The sequence below is a fragment of the Natronorubrum bangense genome, from assembly GCF_004799645.1.
GTDB classification, from domain to species: Archaea; Halobacteriota; Halobacteria; order Halobacteriales; family Natrialbaceae; genus Natronorubrum; species Natronorubrum bangense.
The window spans coordinates 157,136-171,471 of sequence record NZ_CP031307.1 but is presented as its reverse complement, the minus strand read 5'-3'; the positions used below and the strand labels follow the sequence as shown (position 1 = coordinate 171,471).

The following is a 14,336-nucleotide window of genomic DNA, read 5'->3' as shown; positions in this document are numbered from 1 at the left end:
GTGTTTTCGAATCCGAAAAGCAAGGAGGGTTTTACACAGCAGCGGTTCTGTCGACGTGAACGGTAGGGCCGTTGAATTTAACTATTCAAGTGATAGCTACGCTCGAGCATGGTCACTCTTTTTTCATCCTCTTGTATGGCTAGCTGTCTGAAGGCATCGTTTATATTTTCGTGTGACGGTCTGCTAGACACTCACACTTCGATCTCAAAATAATACGCCCCTTCTATTTTTGATGTGGAAATATAGTCGGAGGTTTTATGTTTGGTACGGGGATACGATGCTGCATGATTGACTGGCAACAGGGAACCGTGTATTATCGGTGTCCCTTTGCAGGAACTGATGGGGGAGGCCGATAGCCATGAGCGATGACGGCGCAGATCTTGCTCGAGACCTCGGCTTCCTCGAGGCGTACACGCTCGGGTTAGGGACGATGATCGGGGCAGGTATCTTCGTGCTCCCCGGAATCGTCGCGGAGAGTGCGGGGCCGGCAAGCATGATTTCGTTTATGATCGGTGGCGTGGTCGCCCTGCTGGCTGCGCTCTCGTTGTCGGAACTTGCGACGGGAATGCCGAAAGCCGGTGGCAGCTATTATTACGTAAACCACGCACTTGGCAGTTTTTTCGGGACGATCGTTGGCTGGGGGATGTGGGCTGGCCTGATGTTCGCAACGGCATTTTATATGCTCGGGTTTGGTCAGTACCTTCTAAACCAGCCGTCTGACGCACTGCTCGTCGTTCTCGCTGCGGTAACGATGGCGTCACTGCTCGTCGCGGTCAATTATCGTGGCGTCAAAGAGACTGGCTCGTTGCAGAACGTCATTGTCGTCTTGTTGCTCGGATTGATCATCGTGTTTATTCTCGTCGGATTGCTGGCTATCGATCCCGGGCTGTTGGATCCGTTTGCACCCCAGGGTTGGCCGGCTGTCGGTGCAACCGCTGGAACCGTCTTTGTCACGTTCATCGGCTTTGAGGTGATCGCCACCAGTGCCGAAGAGATTGAGGATCCTGGGCGAAACCTCCCGTTATCGATGATCGCAGCTGTCGTGACCCCGACGATCCTCTACGTGCTCGTTATGCTTGTGAGCACGGGGATCCTTGAAATTCCGGAATTGGCAGATTCCGCCGTTCCCGTTGCGACTGTTGCGGCCGCTGCAGCGGGAATGTTCGGTTCGACTTCTGTCGGCGAGTACACCCTTGAGTTTGCGACTGTCGGCTCGCTCGTTATGATCGTCGGAGCGATTCTCGCGACGGTATCCTCGGCTAACGCGTCGATCCTCTCCGCCGCGCGCGTCAACTTCGCGATGGGACGTGATCGAGTCCTCACGAACTGGCTCAACAAGATCCACACGACGTATCGGACGCCCTATCGGGCAATCCTCGTTACCGGCGGCGTGATCCTCGCACTCATCGCGAGTCCATTGCCGATCGACACGCTCGCCGACGTGGCGAGTTTTATGTTTCTTATCACTTACGCCTTGGTTCACGTTGCCGTCATCGTACTCCGCCGAGCGGAGCCAGACGGATATGAGCCGGATTTCGAGATTCCCTCGATCGCTTATCCCATCGTTCCGATTCTCGGTTCACTCGCTTGCCTTATCGTCATGCTACAGATGGCGTGGGAGGTCCAGCTGATCGGCGCCGGAATCGTCGTCGTTGGGATCCTCTGGTATCAGTTCTATGCCAAAGAGCAGGCACTCTCCACGACGCTTATTGGTGAGGCCGTTGCACCGTCTGAGACAACGGTTGACGAGGACGTCTATCGTGTCGTCGTCCCGATTTCGAACCCCGAAACGCAGCAACTGCTCATCAAATACGCAGCGGCCAGTGCCGCGAGTCAGGACGGCGAAACCGAACTCGTGGCTATCAACGTAATCGAAGTCCCGCCACAGATGTCGCCAGCACAGATCGAACTCGAACAAGAGCGGGTTGAGAGCCAACAGGCACTCCTCGAGAACGCTCGTGACGTCGCTGAGGAACTCGATGTTCCAGTCAGAACACGGGCGATTGTTGGCCGTCATGCTGGAGATACTCTTCTGTCAGTCCTCACTGAAGAAAATGCGGATCACGTGTTGCTTGGGTGGAGCGGTGAACGGCGTCGTCGAGATGTCCTCTTCGGTTCGACGATCGACCCCGTCCTCGAGCGCGCTCCGTGTGACGTAACGCTCGTCAAAGATCCGCGCGACTCACTTGGTGACATTGTAACGCTCGCCGGGGGCGGGCCACATGCGCCGGTATCTGCAGCACGCGCCCGTGAACTCATGCGAGCGTTCCCAGAGAGTACACTGACGATGCTAAATGTCCAGCCAGAACCGGATGACGATGACGTCGATCCGGTTGATGTTGGTCGCGAAATGATTGCTGATGTCGCAGCGGCCGGTGGACTTGAGGAACACGAATATGAATCTCAGGTCGTGGTCAGCAACGATCTCAGTGAGACGCTCGTCACAGAAGTCACGGAGTACGATACGGTTTGTGTCGGTGCAACGGGGTCCAGCGCTGTCGCCCAGGCGTTGTACGGATCGATCCCACAGCGTATCGTCGACGAGAGCACTGGAACAGTTCTTATGACACGTGGTGAGCAACGAGCACCGCGAACACTTCGTCAGGCAGTAATCCAGCGGTTAGAACGATGAGACACGCGCTCAAAACTGAACATCGAGCGAATGAAATGAACATCTCGTCGCCGTCAAGGCGTTCAACGATTTGAGGCACTGTAATGAGAAGACAGCTCCGAGTGGACTGGCGGGCAGGGTTGAGCCTCGTTGGAACGGTCCTCGCGGCTCTTTCGCTCGCGTTCGTCGTTCCGATCGTCGTCTCCATACAGTACGGCGCCGAGGATCTGTGGGTGTTCGTGGTATCGATGGTGCTGACTGCCGGGTTCGGCCTCTCTCTTCGACGACTTGACCCCGATCCGACTCCAGGAGCGCGAGAAGCGTTCATGGTTGTTGCGCTCACGTGGCTGTTAGCCTCGGTGTTCGGTGCAGTCCCATACGTTCTCGCTGGCAATGGGACGCTCGCCCACCCGGTCAACGCGTTGTTCGAAAGTATGAGCGGCTTCACGACGACGGGTGCAACCGTGATGGGCGATATCTCCTTTGAGACCCACTCTCGAGAGATGCTGATGTGGCGCCAGCTCACCCAGTGGCTCGGTGGGATGGGTATCATCGTTCTCGCGGTCGCCATCCTCTCGCAGATGGCTGTCGGTGGCGCACAGCTCATGAAGGCCGAAACGCCTGGGCCTGGCATTTCGAAACTGACACCACACATCGCTGAAACCGCTCGAGTGCTCTGGATCGCTTATATTGCACTCACGGTTCTCTTGATGGCGCTTCTATACGGCCTCCACTTGCTCGGTTTCGCACCGAATATGAACGTATACAACGCCATTGCTCATGGTCTCACGACGCTCCCGACGGGTGGCTTCTCGCCCGAATCCCGGAGTGTCGAGGCGTTCTCGCCCGCAGTGCAATGGTTGATCGTCCCGTTCATGTTCGCTGCAGGGGTCAACTTCGTGCTGTGGTGGCACGTCATCTCCGGTGACGCACGAACGCTGTTCCGGGACAACGAGTTCCGGTTTTATTTCGCTGCCGTCACCGTCTTGTCGCTGCTTGGAACGGTAATGCTCTTTCTCGATGCCGCTCTATCGACACCGGAGACCGGTCAAATCGGAGGTCATCTCGAGCGGTCCGCCCGCTATGCGACCTTCCAGATCGCATCCCTGACCAACTCGACTGGATACGCGAATATGGATTTCAACACCTGGAACGGGCCAGCACAGGTATTGTTGTTGTTCACGATGCTCCTCGGCGGCTCGACTGGGTCGACCGGTGGTGGTATCAAGATCCTCCGCTGGCTGGTCATTCTCAAATCGCTCAAACGAGAGCTGTTTACGACGATCCATCCCGAAGCAGTTCGCCCAGTCCGGATGAACGGGAAACCGCTCGACGAGGAAGCGATCCGTGGGATTTACGCTTTTACGCTGTTGTATCTCGCGATCTTTTTCTTCGGTTTTCTCTTGCTCGCTGCGGATGCCACGCGTGTCGGATTCGATATCGGAACGATTGACCTTGTAACTGCATCACTCGCGACGGTCGGAAATATTGGTCCAGGATTCGGTGTCGTCGGGCCAATGGGTGGCTACGTCGACTTCCCCACCAGTTCAAAGCTGCTGCTGATTCTCTACATGTGGATCGGTCGTCTCGAGATCTTCCCTGTTCTCGTGTTGTTGACTGCCGCATACTGGCGCAGTTGACCGTTCATTGGCTACTCTTGAGATCTTCTTAATCGCTCACACATACCTCGTCAAACAGTGATCTGAGAAACTATTTACCTGCCGTCAGTTACGTACAGATATGGGAACCTTCCATCATCTCCTTATCCCGGTTGCAACTGAAGAGGATGCACGGGCGACGTGTGCTGCACTTGAACCGTATCTTGACGACATTGAACGCGTGACTGCAATACACGTTATCGAAAAAGCTGACGGAGCACCCGACAAAGCTCCGTTAGAAAAACGCCGCGAAGATGCATCTGAGATCCTTGCAGTCGTTGATTCACTGCTGAGCGCGTCTGTAGCTGTTGATACACGCACGGTTTTTGCGACGGATATTGTCTCTGCACTCTTTACGGAGGCTGATGACGTGAGTGCAGACGCGGTAGCCTTCCAAGCACGAGGCGGAAGTCGTATTATGCGGCTCCTTTCTGGGGATATAACAAGTAATATTGTTACTGATCCGGCGATTCCAGTTATTTCGTTACCAACCTCACAGTAAGTTTAGTTTCACGGAGTGGTCTGCTGGCAAAACAGATCAAGTTTGTGACTACTACTTACTCGCTCGCTTACGTTCGCTCCTTGATAACAGTGATTAGCGCCTTTAGCTCAGGTCATCTACTATTCTGCCGATTATCTCCTAGTTGTATGTGATAAATATGAATGGTAATAGGTCAAAAGGTTCTGGACTACCAGCACAAGATTACGACGTGGCTCGTCCGCGAGTACGACGCGGTGTTTGTTGAGGATTTGAACGTGAAGGGGATGCTTGAGCAGTCGCATAACGCCCGCAACAAGCAGGACGCGGCGTGGCGACAGTTCATCACACTCCTCGAATACAAGGCCGACCTGTACGGCACTCACGGCGTGCAGGTCGAAGCCCGAGGCACGACGAAGGAATGTGCGTCGTGTGGTGTGGAGACGACGAAGCCCATCTGGGTGCGGGAACACTCCTGTCCGTCGTGCGGATTCGAGACGGACAGGGACGCGAACGCGGTCGTCAGACTACGTCTGACGGGCAGCAAAATCGCGTGCGATTTTGCGACGGCGATGAACGTCCTGCAACGCGGCTTTTCTGAACTAGGGCTGGGATGGCCCGAAGATACGCCCGTGGAGACTGCGCTCCCTACGGACACCCATTCGGTGTCTGCAAAGTGCGTCGTGGAAACGGGAAGCCTCGGGGCTTGACCCCGAGGCGATTCACTGTAGGTAGCCTTCAGACTTGTTAGCGAGCGAGTGGTTTGTAGGAATCTATATCCCAAAGTTGTGATCGTCAGCAGATGGTTCGTATATCGACATATGATGTATCGTCAGCAGTGAGGAGGGAGATATTAGATACAGCCCTCGAGAGTGCGATATTCGCCACTTCAGCCGAAAATAGGGGGTACTTTAGATTAGACGAGTAATCTAAAGTACTCTTTTCGACCGCGACGCCGTCCGGTCATCGGAGACGATCCGGGAATGATACCCCACCGACCGCGCGATCAGGATGGATGTTGGTGGCTGATCTTCTCGGCGTACTGGCTGGGGACGGGTATCCCACAGTCCTTGCACTTCCAGCTCCGTGTCGTGAGCCCAGGCTCTTTCTCGAGATCCTGTTTGAATTCCAGAAGCGCGCCACAGTGACACCTGTAGGTCGTCTGGGTCATACAGTATCGTCCTTGAGGAACACGTGCGTAAGTAAGCTACCATGCCCCGAAGGGCGTGGCATTCAGCGTGGACTCCCGTTCTAACCCGTCAAAGGGGTAGGCGAATACTCGCCGTTCACGTTCAACGTCCCGCTGTTCAAGCGCACGCCTACGGGTGCGCCTCCACGCCCAGACTTTTGCTGGTCGCGGAGATACTTCAAGCCGATATTCTTCGCGGCGTTGTAGTCCGCGTGAACATCGTACCCGCACTTCAGACAACCGAACTCGTCCTGTCCGTTGTTGTGTGGACGATTATCCTCGTGTGTGAACCCACACTTCGAGCAACGCTGACTCGTGTACGCTGGATTGATTTGTTTCACCTCAAGCCCTTCCGACTCGGCTTTGTACGTGACGTACCCGAACAAACGGTGGAACGCCCACTTGTGAACTGCTTTCGCGTGCGGTAAGCGTTCGCGGATGCCTTTGAGTTGCTCGAACACGATATGCGTACAGTCGTTCTCAAGAGCTTCCTCGACGAGTTCGTTCGAGATGGTGTGAAGCAGTTGTTCGAACCGCCCCGTTTGTTTACGACCGACTCGCTGAACGTTCTCGTGTGCCCACCGTGTTCCAATCTGTTGGAGGTCGCCTCGACGTTTCTCGTACTCTCGATTCCAGTGGTTGAGTTCGCCGCCGGTCCAGAACTTGCCGGTTGAGGTGGTTGCGATGTTTGTGATGCCGAGGTCAACACCAAGGACGGAGACGTGCTTGGAGTCGTCTGTGTCGGCCTCATCGTTCTCCACGGCGGGCTTTGTCCGCACGTGAAGGTAGAAACAGTCCTCAACTGTATCGTAATGGAGTGTAGCTCCCTTCACTCCGTAGTCATCGTTGAACAGGTACGCCGAGTGTGGCGTGTCACGTTGTTCATCAGGGAGGACGAACTCTGCGGTGACTCGACCGCCGATGGTGGCGAGTGTGCAGTGATCTTCGTTGACGGTGACGGTTCGTGCGTCGTAGCTGGCGAACCGCGAGGTGAACTCGGGTTTCGAGGCTTTTTTGCCTTTCTTCCAGCGTTCGACGACACCTTTGACGGCTTCTGCGGCACGGTTTCGCGCGGCTTGCACGAGGTTGGCCGGAAGTGGTGAGTCGTCTCGAACGTCGTAGTAGGTGAGGTCGTGGAGTTTCTGTTTACTGGTGATTTTCCAGTCAGGTTCCCACGCTACGTCTACAACGTGGTTGGCGGCGTCGAGGAAGTGGTCGATTGTCTGGTGGAGGAGGTCAGCGGCACTCTTGTCCACATCGAGCTTGATGGGGACGGTTCGAGTGCTTGAGTCTTCCCCCATCTGTGTTTCATATGTAGGCGCCCGTATTTATATTTGTTTGGGTTGGCGTGGGGAGTCGGCCTGCTATCGAACGCGGTTTGTTTCATCGTTGTCGGCTTCCTCCCGCGCCTGAAGACGCGGGTTTCCGCCTTGCATTCATTATGATGTGCCAGCGACGGCCATGTAGCCGACAGACACAACGGTTACGACAGCACCCACCGTGGATGAAACCAATGACCGAAACACAGCACCGAATTCCGGTGGTCGATGGTGAGGCTGTCGCTGCCGTCCACCACGAGGCACCCGGAGACGACTGGATCGTCTTCTGTCACGGCTTTCTCAGCGACAAGACCGGGAGCTACGAACATCGGTGTCAGCGAGCCGTCGAAGAAGGATACAACGCCGTCAGGTTCGATTTTCGCGGCTGTGGTGAGTCCGATGGCCAGTTCGTCGACCAGACACTCAGCGCGAAACTCGCTGATCTGCGTGCTGTCGTCGATCAGTTCGGTCCCGCATCGTACGTACTCTTTGGCTCGAGTTTCGGCGGCAAGGTCGCGTTTCACGCCGCTGCCCAGGACGGTCGTGTCGACGCGGTCGCGACGCGGGCACCGGTGACGTATAACCGGGTGTTTGATGCGTATCGGCAGGCCGTCGAACGCGATGGCGAGTGTCAGTTCGATACCGGTGACCGAATCGATAGACGATTCTTCGATGATTTCGACACCTACAGCTTCGCAGCCATCGACCTCGACATCCCGCTCGCATTCTTTCACGGCAGCGATGATGCCGTCGTCGATGTCGCTCACAGCTTCGATGCAGCGGCACAGTTCAAAACGGACGTCCTCCTCGAGACGTTCGCATCGGAAGGCCACCGGTTCTCGAGGGAAGCAGAAACACGGCTGCTCGAGCGACTGTTTCACTGGCTCGAAACGCAGTGAGGGCCCAAGGACACGACCCACGCAGACAGTTTCGCCACTGCGGCACTCCATTGATAAATCCTATTATGCGATATGATACTGCAGGCCCTGTCCTGGAACGACGGACAGACGCGACTCAGTCACCGAGGAGATGTTCGGCTTCACACGCTGCCAGCTCAGATCGAGGGACGGAACGGGATTTTCTCGTTCAGAAAAACCGGACCGTTTTTGATAGCCATGCCGGAACGATGAGCTAACAGTGAGTGAGGATACTGATCTATCAACTGTGCTTGCCGTCCTCGATGACGAGTACGCACGCGAAATCCTCACCAATACGAGCATCGAACCAATGTCTGCCAGTACCCTGAGCGAGCGGTGTGATGCGTCCCTGCCGACGATCTACCGGCGCCTCGAGCGCCTCGAGGAGTGTCACCTCGTCACAGAAGAGACGGAACTCGCACCTGACGGCAACCACTTCAGCGTCTACAGCGCGAACCTCGATCGACTCGAGTTGTCTCTTGAGGACGGCTCGTTTGCCCTCGAGTTGACGTATCGCGATGAGGACGTCGCCGACAAATTCACCCGACTGTGGGAGGGGATGCGATGAGCCAGAACGTCGTTCGGATTGACGAGGCACCCCTGTTCGAACTGCTGACGGTTGCGAGTCTCTTCCTGGTTGCACTGATCGGGACGATTATCGCCTATCAGGCTTACCGAGGCTATCGGCGCAACGACGCGTCATCGATGCTCTATCTCGCCGTCGGCTTGCTCTTGTTGACCCTTTGCCCGTTCCTGATCAACGTGGCAGTCACGACGCTCGTCGGGGCAGAACAGGTTGTAACGGCGTTTCTCGAAAACGTGAGTCGGTTAGCTGGGCTCGTCGCGATCATGTACTCGCTGTACGGGCAGCACTAGGGAGCCACACATCTCCACGGTGTGTGAAACTGATAGGGAGTGACAACGCAACTCATAGTTTGATATCCTTTCTCTCGTGTAGTTGAGAGATTGGAACTGATGAATACAAAGCGCGAATGTGGCACAGACTGGGTGCCGAATTCGACCGTTTAATTTAGCTCGTGTATTGTCTCCTGCAGTAAGTAGCGAACAAGAAGACTAATGACAAGAGACTTTAATCACTCAACTAATGCCCTCCACCCGTCGACGGTTCTTGATTGGCAGTACTGCCACGATCACACTGCTATCCGGGTGTAGTTATTTCGGCGAGGATTCGGCCACGATAGCCCAGCTGGAGGTTGAACTCGCAAACGGTACATCCGATCATCAGATGTTTCATTACGCCGTTGAGACGTCGAAGGGAGTTGACGACTGGGAATCTCATGAAGTGGAGCCACAGACTCGTGAGCCCGTCATAAGAGAAACACCGGGGGATTTCGATCCGATTGGAATTCACGGTGTCGTCGATGATCGCCCAACAAGCGGTGAGCTAATCGGAATTGGAGGGGCCGAAACCGGGGAAATCTGTCTTCGTATTCTCTTCGAGTACGGGGTGTTAGGTGAAGATTCATCGTTCTTAGAAAGCTCAAATATACGCTGTGAGTAATATGGTTCGAACTTGCAGAGTTGGTCCATTGAATTCGATGTGAAGCAAGTAGTGTCGATGTGCTGCATCTATCCTCTAAGTCTTGCACGTCGACTTTACCAGATCCATGATCTGCCACACTGGAATGTATGCTGATGGACACTAATTCCTCTGAGTACGGTCGTCAGCGCATGGGGAAGCAGTTCGACTCTCGAGAGTCGGGTACCGGTCGACACTCGAGTCGGTGTGGGCCGAAGCGGAGTTTCGGGGATTGCTGGATGGTCGGAAACCTGACGGACCGACCGCGGAGGTGGGAGGGTGCGGTCGGCCGTCGAGTGGGATGTGTCCAGCGACGATCGGTGGGGATGATCCAACTGGGCGGGTCACGCCGTGCCGAGTCGGGACGATTGTCCCCAGCCACTGCTTTCGGCTGGCACCTAATAGAGTCACAAGCGCGTTTTCTGACCTGGAAAATCCACGTCCTGAGACAGGCCGTATCGACTGTCACATCGAAGGTCGGCGCTCGAGAGGCACAGCCAGTCGAACCGCCCACAGCTTCTTTGGACTGCCGTTCGAGAACCCGATATGCATTATTTCGCCGGCACTGCATCCGTCCACACGACGGCAGCGATCTGTGACTACCTCGACGAGCGAGCGACCGCAACAGATACCGTGACAGTTGTCGCCGTCACGCCACCCGGCGACCCGACGGCACGACGAGATGCTCAAGAGGCGCTAAACGTTGCCCCCGTTCGGCTCGCGACCGTTGGCGAAATCAACACAGAGCTTCGCGAAGACGATGGCGAGCCCGCCGAGGTCCTCCTCGAGACTGCAGCCGCGGCCGATGTCGACGAGCTCGTCATCGCATCCGTCGATGGCATCTCCAACGAGTCGGCAGCGGTCGGATCGACTGCACACGCTGTGCTCGAGGCAGCCACACTGCCGGTCGTCGTCGTTCCTGGCCCCGAGTTGTGATCGACTGGTCGGTCTGTCGTCGCCGCAATACCGGTGTAGCGACGAGTCCGACTACTCGGCGACGAGAACGGAGGTCTGTGCCTCTCTCGAGACCTGTTCGGAGACGCTCTTTCGGAAGAATCGTTCGATACCACGGTGTCGGCCCATGACGATCAGGTCGACATCGTGGTCGGCAGCGTAATCGAGGATCGCTTGATGCCGAAGCCCGTGGACGACTGTCGTTTGAACGTCGTCGATTCCGGCCTCCGCTGCCTGGGTTGCAACGTACTCAACGGCTCGCTCGCCGATCGGCTCGAGATCTTCGAACGCCATTCCGGGTGCGATTTCGGCAGAGTTGATAACGTACAGCGCGTGGATGGAAGCACCGTGAACGCGTGCGAGTTCGATCGCCTCTTCGATCGCTCGCTCGGTGTTCGGCCGGCCGTCGGTCGGAACCAAAATCGTATCGTACATGGCCCGTTCTTTGACGACGGCCGAGAAAAACATCCCGCAACAGTCGGATCCTGGATGAGACGAGTTTGTCGGTCTCGATGAGTTTTCCTTGCCGAACGAAAGTGTGGTGTGTCAGCGGCGCACTCGCGCGTGCTTGCCGCTTTGGTACAAATACGGGCGTGAAAGCGACTTGCATTTGCAAGGCGTGTCGAAACCAGTCGCTGCGTTGCACAGGCATCTATGAAGGTCGTCTACAAACCCGGCAACGCCTACGAAGAGATCAACTGCTTCGATTTTCGTGAGTATGAACACGGCGTCGTTCTCCACAACGAGGCCGGATACAACATCGGCTACGTCCCTCACGAGATTCTGAGTCATATCGAGCCCCATCCGGGTGAACGACTCGAGTTCAAAGATGGGCAGCCACCTGAGCCAGCCTACGACGACGACGAGTAGCGCTGGTCGCGATCAAAGTCTGCACACCAGATCACACAAGGATTTCACACTGAGTGCTCCATCGATACGGTTGGGAGGACAATACGACTGAATCGATAGGACGATACTGTGGGCCGCGTGAGTAGTCCCCACGCGGATGACACGAACCCTTCTCGTCGCAGGGACTGCAAGCCACGTCGGAAAGTCGACAGTTGCCGCCGGCCTCTGTCGGCTGCTCGTCGATCGGGGCGTCTCGGTTGCCCCGTTCAAAGCACAGAACATGAGTAACAACGCTCGCGTCGTCGTCCACTCCGAGGCCGACCGGACTGACAGCGACCGCGCACGTACTGTCTCGAGCGACGACCAGTGGGGCGAAATCGGCGTCTCACAGTTCGTCCAGGCGCGAGCAGCCCGCATGACGCCGACGACGGACTGCAACCCAGTCCTTCTCAAACCCCGCGGCGACGGAGAGAGCCAGCTCATCGTCCAGGGGCGGGCCTACGAGCACGTTCCCGCAGGCACGTACTACGAGGAGTACTGGGACGAGGCACGCGCTGCAGCCGAAGACTCATACCAGCGACTCGCGGCCGACCACGACGTCGTCATCGCCGAAGGAGCCGGCAGCATCGCCGAGATCAACCTCCACGACCGAGATCTCGCGAACGTCGAGACCGCCCAGTTTGCCGATGCCGAGATCCTCCTTCTGGTCGATATCGAACGCGGCGGGGCATTCGCCAGTCTCTACGGCACCATCGAACTGTTGCCCGACTCACTGCGCGATCGCATCGCAGGTGCGATCATTACGAAGTTCCGGGGCGACCCGACGCTGCTCGAGCCAGGAATCGAAGAGATCGAATCGAAAACCGGCGTCCCAGTTCTGGGCGTGCTCCCCTACGATGATCCCGGCCTCCCCGAAGAGGACAGCGTCGGGCTGCCGTCGACGAGCGAACGTGGCGTGTTGGGTGACGACGACGGCGTCGCCGACGACCGCCGGATAACGATCGCCGTTCCCCGACTGCCACGAATCTCGAACGCGACAGATCTCGAGGCGCTCGCGGCGGAGCCCGGCGTCTCAGTCGTGTTCATACCGGTCGAAACCGGTCCGACGAGCCGCGACAAGCGATTGCCGGACGATCCGCTCGCGGATCTCGACGCGGACGCAGTCGTGCTTCCGGGCACAAAAAACACCGTCGACGACCTCCTGGCCCTCCACGAGATCGGGTTCGGCGAGGCACTCGCCGACTTCGACGGCCCAATCGTCGGCATCTGTGGCGGCTATCAGCTACTGGGCGAGCGGATCACCAACGCCGCCCTCGAGGGAACAGGTGAAGATGACGTCGTCGACGGACTCGGGCTGTTGCCCGTCGAGACGCGGTTCGAGGGTACCAAACACGTCGAGCAGACGACGGTGCCTGTCGACGGCGCGACACCGTTGCTTGCGGGCGCAGACGGCCCCGCTTCGGGCTACGAGATCCACGCCGGTCGAACGCGGACGCTCGAGGACATTGATCGGCCACTCGGCGAGTCGAGTGCGGCCCACGGACGGGTCCTTGGAACGTATCTTCACGGCCTGTTCGACAACGAGTCGGTTCGGACAGCATTTCTCGAGGCTGTCGCTGCGGACGCAGGGAAAGAGTGGCCTCCAAAGGGCGAGCTTGAGGGCGATGAGAACGCACAGCCAGAGGCCGGCACGACGCCGTATGACCGCGCTGCAACGCTCGTTCGTGAGCACATTGATCTCGAGGCGCTCGGCGAGCCGTTCGCGGCGGATGCGAAAACAGACGGTCAGTAGCAGTCAGCTGCCTGGAATGGCCTACGCGGACTGGCTGCGGTAGGTTCCGAGCAGTTCCTCGAGGATGATACACTCCTGGTCGGTCGGCTCATAATGCGTGTCGATGAACCGTTCTGCGGCCTCGAAGTCTCCACGAAGCCCGTGTTTTCGGATCGTGATCACGGCATCGAGAAAGAAGGTGCCGCCGTCAGTCCCCAGCGCCTTCGCGTGATCTTCCTGAGTGATATCGAGTTCGGACTTGATCTCGTCGAAGTTGAACGTCTCGACAGTATGATCGTCGGTGATCAGCGTCAGAACGTACTCTGCAGAGAAGCGGTAGAACTCGGATTTGCTCTCGAACATACCGTCGTCGACGAGGGAATCGATCTCTTCGACGACCTCGTCGGGATATCTGACGGTATCTTTCGCCATACCGAATACTGTTCGCTACTGACTCATTATTGTTTCGAAGAACTGTTTACTAGTAGACAGTTGTGCGTGGGAGATCAATCTATGGACGCATCCGTCCGTCGCAAGTGGGTCCAGCAGGAGCAAGCGCCTCAAAACGCTCGAGACAGCCTATAGCCTGCAAGAATGGCGTATTAATCGGACAGACCAGGCCGTTGCAACTACCTACAAATTTATTATTTATCATGCGCAAGTAGAGCGCGCAATGGCAGACGTAGATGAAATCCGCGAGCAGATGATCGACGCGTTCGAAGGAGCCGACTACCCAATCTCGAGTCCGATGGATCTCGTTCCGGCACTGCCGAACGGGCCCGGGACGAAATTCGAGTCTGGCGACTTCTCGGTCACGGCAATGGAACTGAACACAAAAACCTCCGGTGGCGACTTCCCCTACGACGATCCCGAAACGTTCGTCGACGACATCATCGAGGACCTCAAAGAGCAGGGCGAACTGTAACCCAGTTCGCCACACAGCGAGTGGCCGGCTGCGAGCCCAGCCGACCGGAAAGCGAGCGTAGCGATTCAGTTTGGCCTCACGTAACAGCTGCAACCAGCACCAGACTGGCCAGATCCGCGTGTTTT

15 protein-coding genes and 1 pseudogene are annotated in these 14,336 nt (G+C 56.9%); 12 read left to right on the top strand and 4 right to left on the bottom strand.

The window, feature by feature from the left end:
- The first annotated feature begins 358 nt into the window (after window positions 1-358).
- The 4 genes and pseudogenes from DV706_RS20060 to DV706_RS20045 all read left to right on the top strand — a co-directional run.
- On the top strand, window positions 359-2,632 hold the full coding sequence (locus tag DV706_RS20060) for an amino acid permease (RefSeq protein ID WP_006067216.1): 2,274 nt from the start codon (window positions 359-361) through the stop codon (window positions 2,630-2,632).
- Between the two features lie 83 nt (window positions 2,633-2,715).
- Complete coding sequence (locus DV706_RS20055) at window positions 2,716-4,251, top strand: TrkH family potassium uptake protein (protein WP_006067217.1); 1,536 nt, start codon at window positions 2,716-2,718, stop codon at window positions 4,249-4,251.
- 100 nt (window positions 4,252-4,351) lie between these two features.
- Window positions 4,352-4,771 carry a universal stress protein gene (locus DV706_RS20050; protein WP_006067218.1) on the top strand — a complete coding sequence of 140 codons (420 nt, stop codon included), beginning with the start codon at window positions 4,352-4,354 and terminating at the stop codon, window positions 4,769-4,771.
- Window positions 4,772-4,938: 167 nt separating this feature from the next.
- Window positions 4,939-5,457 (top strand): annotated as a pseudogene (locus DV706_RS20045) (RNA-guided endonuclease InsQ/TnpB family protein); the annotation flags it as partial.
- Window positions 5,458-5,753: 296 nt separating this feature from the next.
- Here the strand turns inward: DV706_RS20045 and DV706_RS21880 are convergent.
- Window positions 5,754-5,918 carry a hypothetical protein gene (locus DV706_RS21880; protein WP_006067220.1) on the bottom strand — a complete coding sequence of 55 codons (165 nt, stop codon included), beginning with the start codon at window positions 5,916-5,918 and terminating at the stop codon, window positions 5,754-5,756.
- An 80-nt stretch (window positions 5,919-5,998) separates the two neighbouring features.
- Window positions 5,999-7,237: an RNA-guided endonuclease InsQ/TnpB family protein gene (locus tag DV706_RS20040; protein WP_006067221.1), complete on the bottom strand. Its 1,239-nt coding sequence runs from the start codon at window positions 7,235-7,237 to the stop codon at window positions 5,999-6,001.
- Between the two features lie 212 nt (window positions 7,238-7,449).
- On the opposite strand from DV706_RS20040, the gene DV706_RS20035 reads away from it, so the two are divergent.
- The 5 genes from DV706_RS20035 (at window position 7,450) to DV706_RS20015 (ending at window position 10,648) form a co-directional block, all read left to right on the top strand.
- The gene (locus tag DV706_RS20035) at window positions 7,450-8,154 is read left to right on the top strand and encodes an alpha/beta hydrolase family protein (RefSeq protein ID WP_006067222.1); all 705 of its coding nucleotides are present in this window, start codon (window positions 7,450-7,452) and stop codon (window positions 8,152-8,154) included.
- A gap of 238 nt (window positions 8,155-8,392) precedes the next feature.
- Window positions 8,393-8,740, top strand: coding sequence for an ArsR/SmtB family transcription factor (locus DV706_RS20030; RefSeq protein WP_049889923.1), 348 nt, complete (start codon window positions 8,393-8,395; stop codon window positions 8,738-8,740).
- Window positions 8,737-9,048 (top strand): DUF7521 family protein, encoded by a 312-nt coding sequence (locus DV706_RS20025; protein WP_006067224.1) that lies wholly within the window; start codon window positions 8,737-8,739, stop codon window positions 9,046-9,048. The genes DV706_RS20030 and DV706_RS20025 overlap by 4 nt, the downstream gene beginning before the upstream one ends.
- 229 nt (window positions 9,049-9,277) lie before the next feature.
- Window positions 9,278-9,694, top strand: a complete 417-nt coding sequence (locus DV706_RS20020; protein ID WP_006067225.1) for a hypothetical protein — start codon at window positions 9,278-9,280, stop codon at window positions 9,692-9,694.
- Between the two features lie 564 nt (window positions 9,695-10,258).
- A complete protein-coding gene (locus tag DV706_RS20015; protein ID WP_006067226.1) occupies window positions 10,259-10,648 on the top strand; it encodes a universal stress protein in 390 nt (129 codons plus the stop codon).
- A 51-nt stretch (window positions 10,649-10,699) separates the two neighbouring features.
- Here DV706_RS20015 and DV706_RS20010 read toward each other — a convergent pair whose 3' ends face one another.
- Window positions 10,700-11,101, bottom strand: a complete 402-nt coding sequence (locus DV706_RS20010; protein ID WP_049889934.1) for a universal stress protein — start codon at window positions 11,099-11,101, stop codon at window positions 10,700-10,702.
- A gap of 219 nt (window positions 11,102-11,320) precedes the next feature.
- On the opposite strand from DV706_RS20010, the gene DV706_RS20005 reads away from it, so the two are divergent.
- Both DV706_RS20005 and DV706_RS20000 read left to right on the top strand, forming a co-directional pair.
- A complete protein-coding gene (locus DV706_RS20005; RefSeq protein WP_006067228.1) occupies window positions 11,321-11,536 on the top strand; it encodes a hypothetical protein in 216 nt (71 codons plus the stop codon).
- Window positions 11,537-11,672: 136 nt separating this feature from the next.
- Entirely contained in the window at window positions 11,673-13,307 is a 1,635-nt protein-coding gene (locus DV706_RS20000; protein ID WP_006067229.1) for a cobyric acid synthase, read from the top strand.
- A gap of 21 nt (window positions 13,308-13,328) precedes the next feature.
- Here DV706_RS20000 and DV706_RS19995 read toward each other — a convergent pair whose 3' ends face one another.
- Window positions 13,329-13,718 (bottom strand): ribbon-helix-helix domain-containing protein, encoded by a 390-nt coding sequence (locus DV706_RS19995; protein WP_006067230.1) that lies wholly within the window; start codon window positions 13,716-13,718, stop codon window positions 13,329-13,331.
- A 241-nt stretch (window positions 13,719-13,959) separates the two neighbouring features.
- Here DV706_RS19995 and DV706_RS19990 point away from each other — a divergent pair, with 241 nt between their 5' ends.
- The gene (locus DV706_RS19990; protein WP_006067231.1) at window positions 13,960-14,211 is read left to right on the top strand and encodes an MTH865 family protein; all 252 of its coding nucleotides are present in this window, start codon (window positions 13,960-13,962) and stop codon (window positions 14,209-14,211) included.
- Window positions 14,212-14,336: the final 125 nt, after the last annotated feature.

Excerpts from the sequence above, each read along its gene's own strand:
- DV706_RS20000 (WP_006067229.1), top strand. The coding sequence starts at position 11,673 with ATGACACGAACCCTTCTCGTCGCAGGGACTGCAAGCCACGTCGGAAAG.
- DV706_RS19990 (WP_006067231.1), top strand. The coding sequence starts at position 13,960 with ATGGCAGACGTAGATGAAATCCGCGAGCAGATGATCGACGCGTTCGAA.
- DV706_RS20020 (WP_006067225.1), top strand. The coding sequence starts at position 9,278 with ATGCCCTCCACCCGTCGACGGTTCTTGATTGGCAGTACTGCCACGATC.
- DV706_RS20055 (WP_006067217.1), top strand. The coding sequence starts at position 2,716 with ATGAGAAGACAGCTCCGAGTGGACTGGCGGGCAGGGTTGAGCCTCGTT.
- DV706_RS20050 (WP_006067218.1), top strand. The coding sequence starts at position 4,352 with ATGGGAACCTTCCATCATCTCCTTATCCCGGTTGCAACTGAAGAGGAT.
- DV706_RS20035 (WP_006067222.1), top strand. The coding sequence starts at position 7,450 with ATGACCGAAACACAGCACCGAATTCCGGTGGTCGATGGTGAGGCTGTC.
- DV706_RS21880 (WP_006067220.1), bottom strand. The coding sequence starts at position 5,918 with ATGACCCAGACGACCTACAGGTGTCACTGTGGCGCGCTTCTGGAATTC.
- DV706_RS20060 (WP_006067216.1), top strand. The coding sequence starts at position 359 with ATGAGCGATGACGGCGCAGATCTTGCTCGAGACCTCGGCTTCCTCGAG.
- DV706_RS20025 (WP_006067224.1), top strand. The coding sequence starts at position 8,737 with ATGAGCCAGAACGTCGTTCGGATTGACGAGGCACCCCTGTTCGAACTG.
- DV706_RS20015 (WP_006067226.1), top strand. The coding sequence starts at position 10,259 with ATGCATTATTTCGCCGGCACTGCATCCGTCCACACGACGGCAGCGATC.
- DV706_RS20005 (WP_006067228.1), top strand. The coding sequence starts at position 11,321 with ATGAAGGTCGTCTACAAACCCGGCAACGCCTACGAAGAGATCAACTGC.
- DV706_RS20040 (WP_006067221.1), bottom strand. The coding sequence starts at position 7,237 with ATGGGGGAAGACTCAAGCACTCGAACCGTCCCCATCAAGCTCGATGTG.
- DV706_RS19995 (WP_006067230.1), bottom strand. The coding sequence starts at position 13,718 with ATGGCGAAAGATACCGTCAGATATCCCGACGAGGTCGTCGAAGAGATC.
- DV706_RS20010 (WP_049889934.1), bottom strand. The coding sequence starts at position 11,101 with ATGTACGATACGATTTTGGTTCCGACCGACGGCCGGCCGAACACCGAG.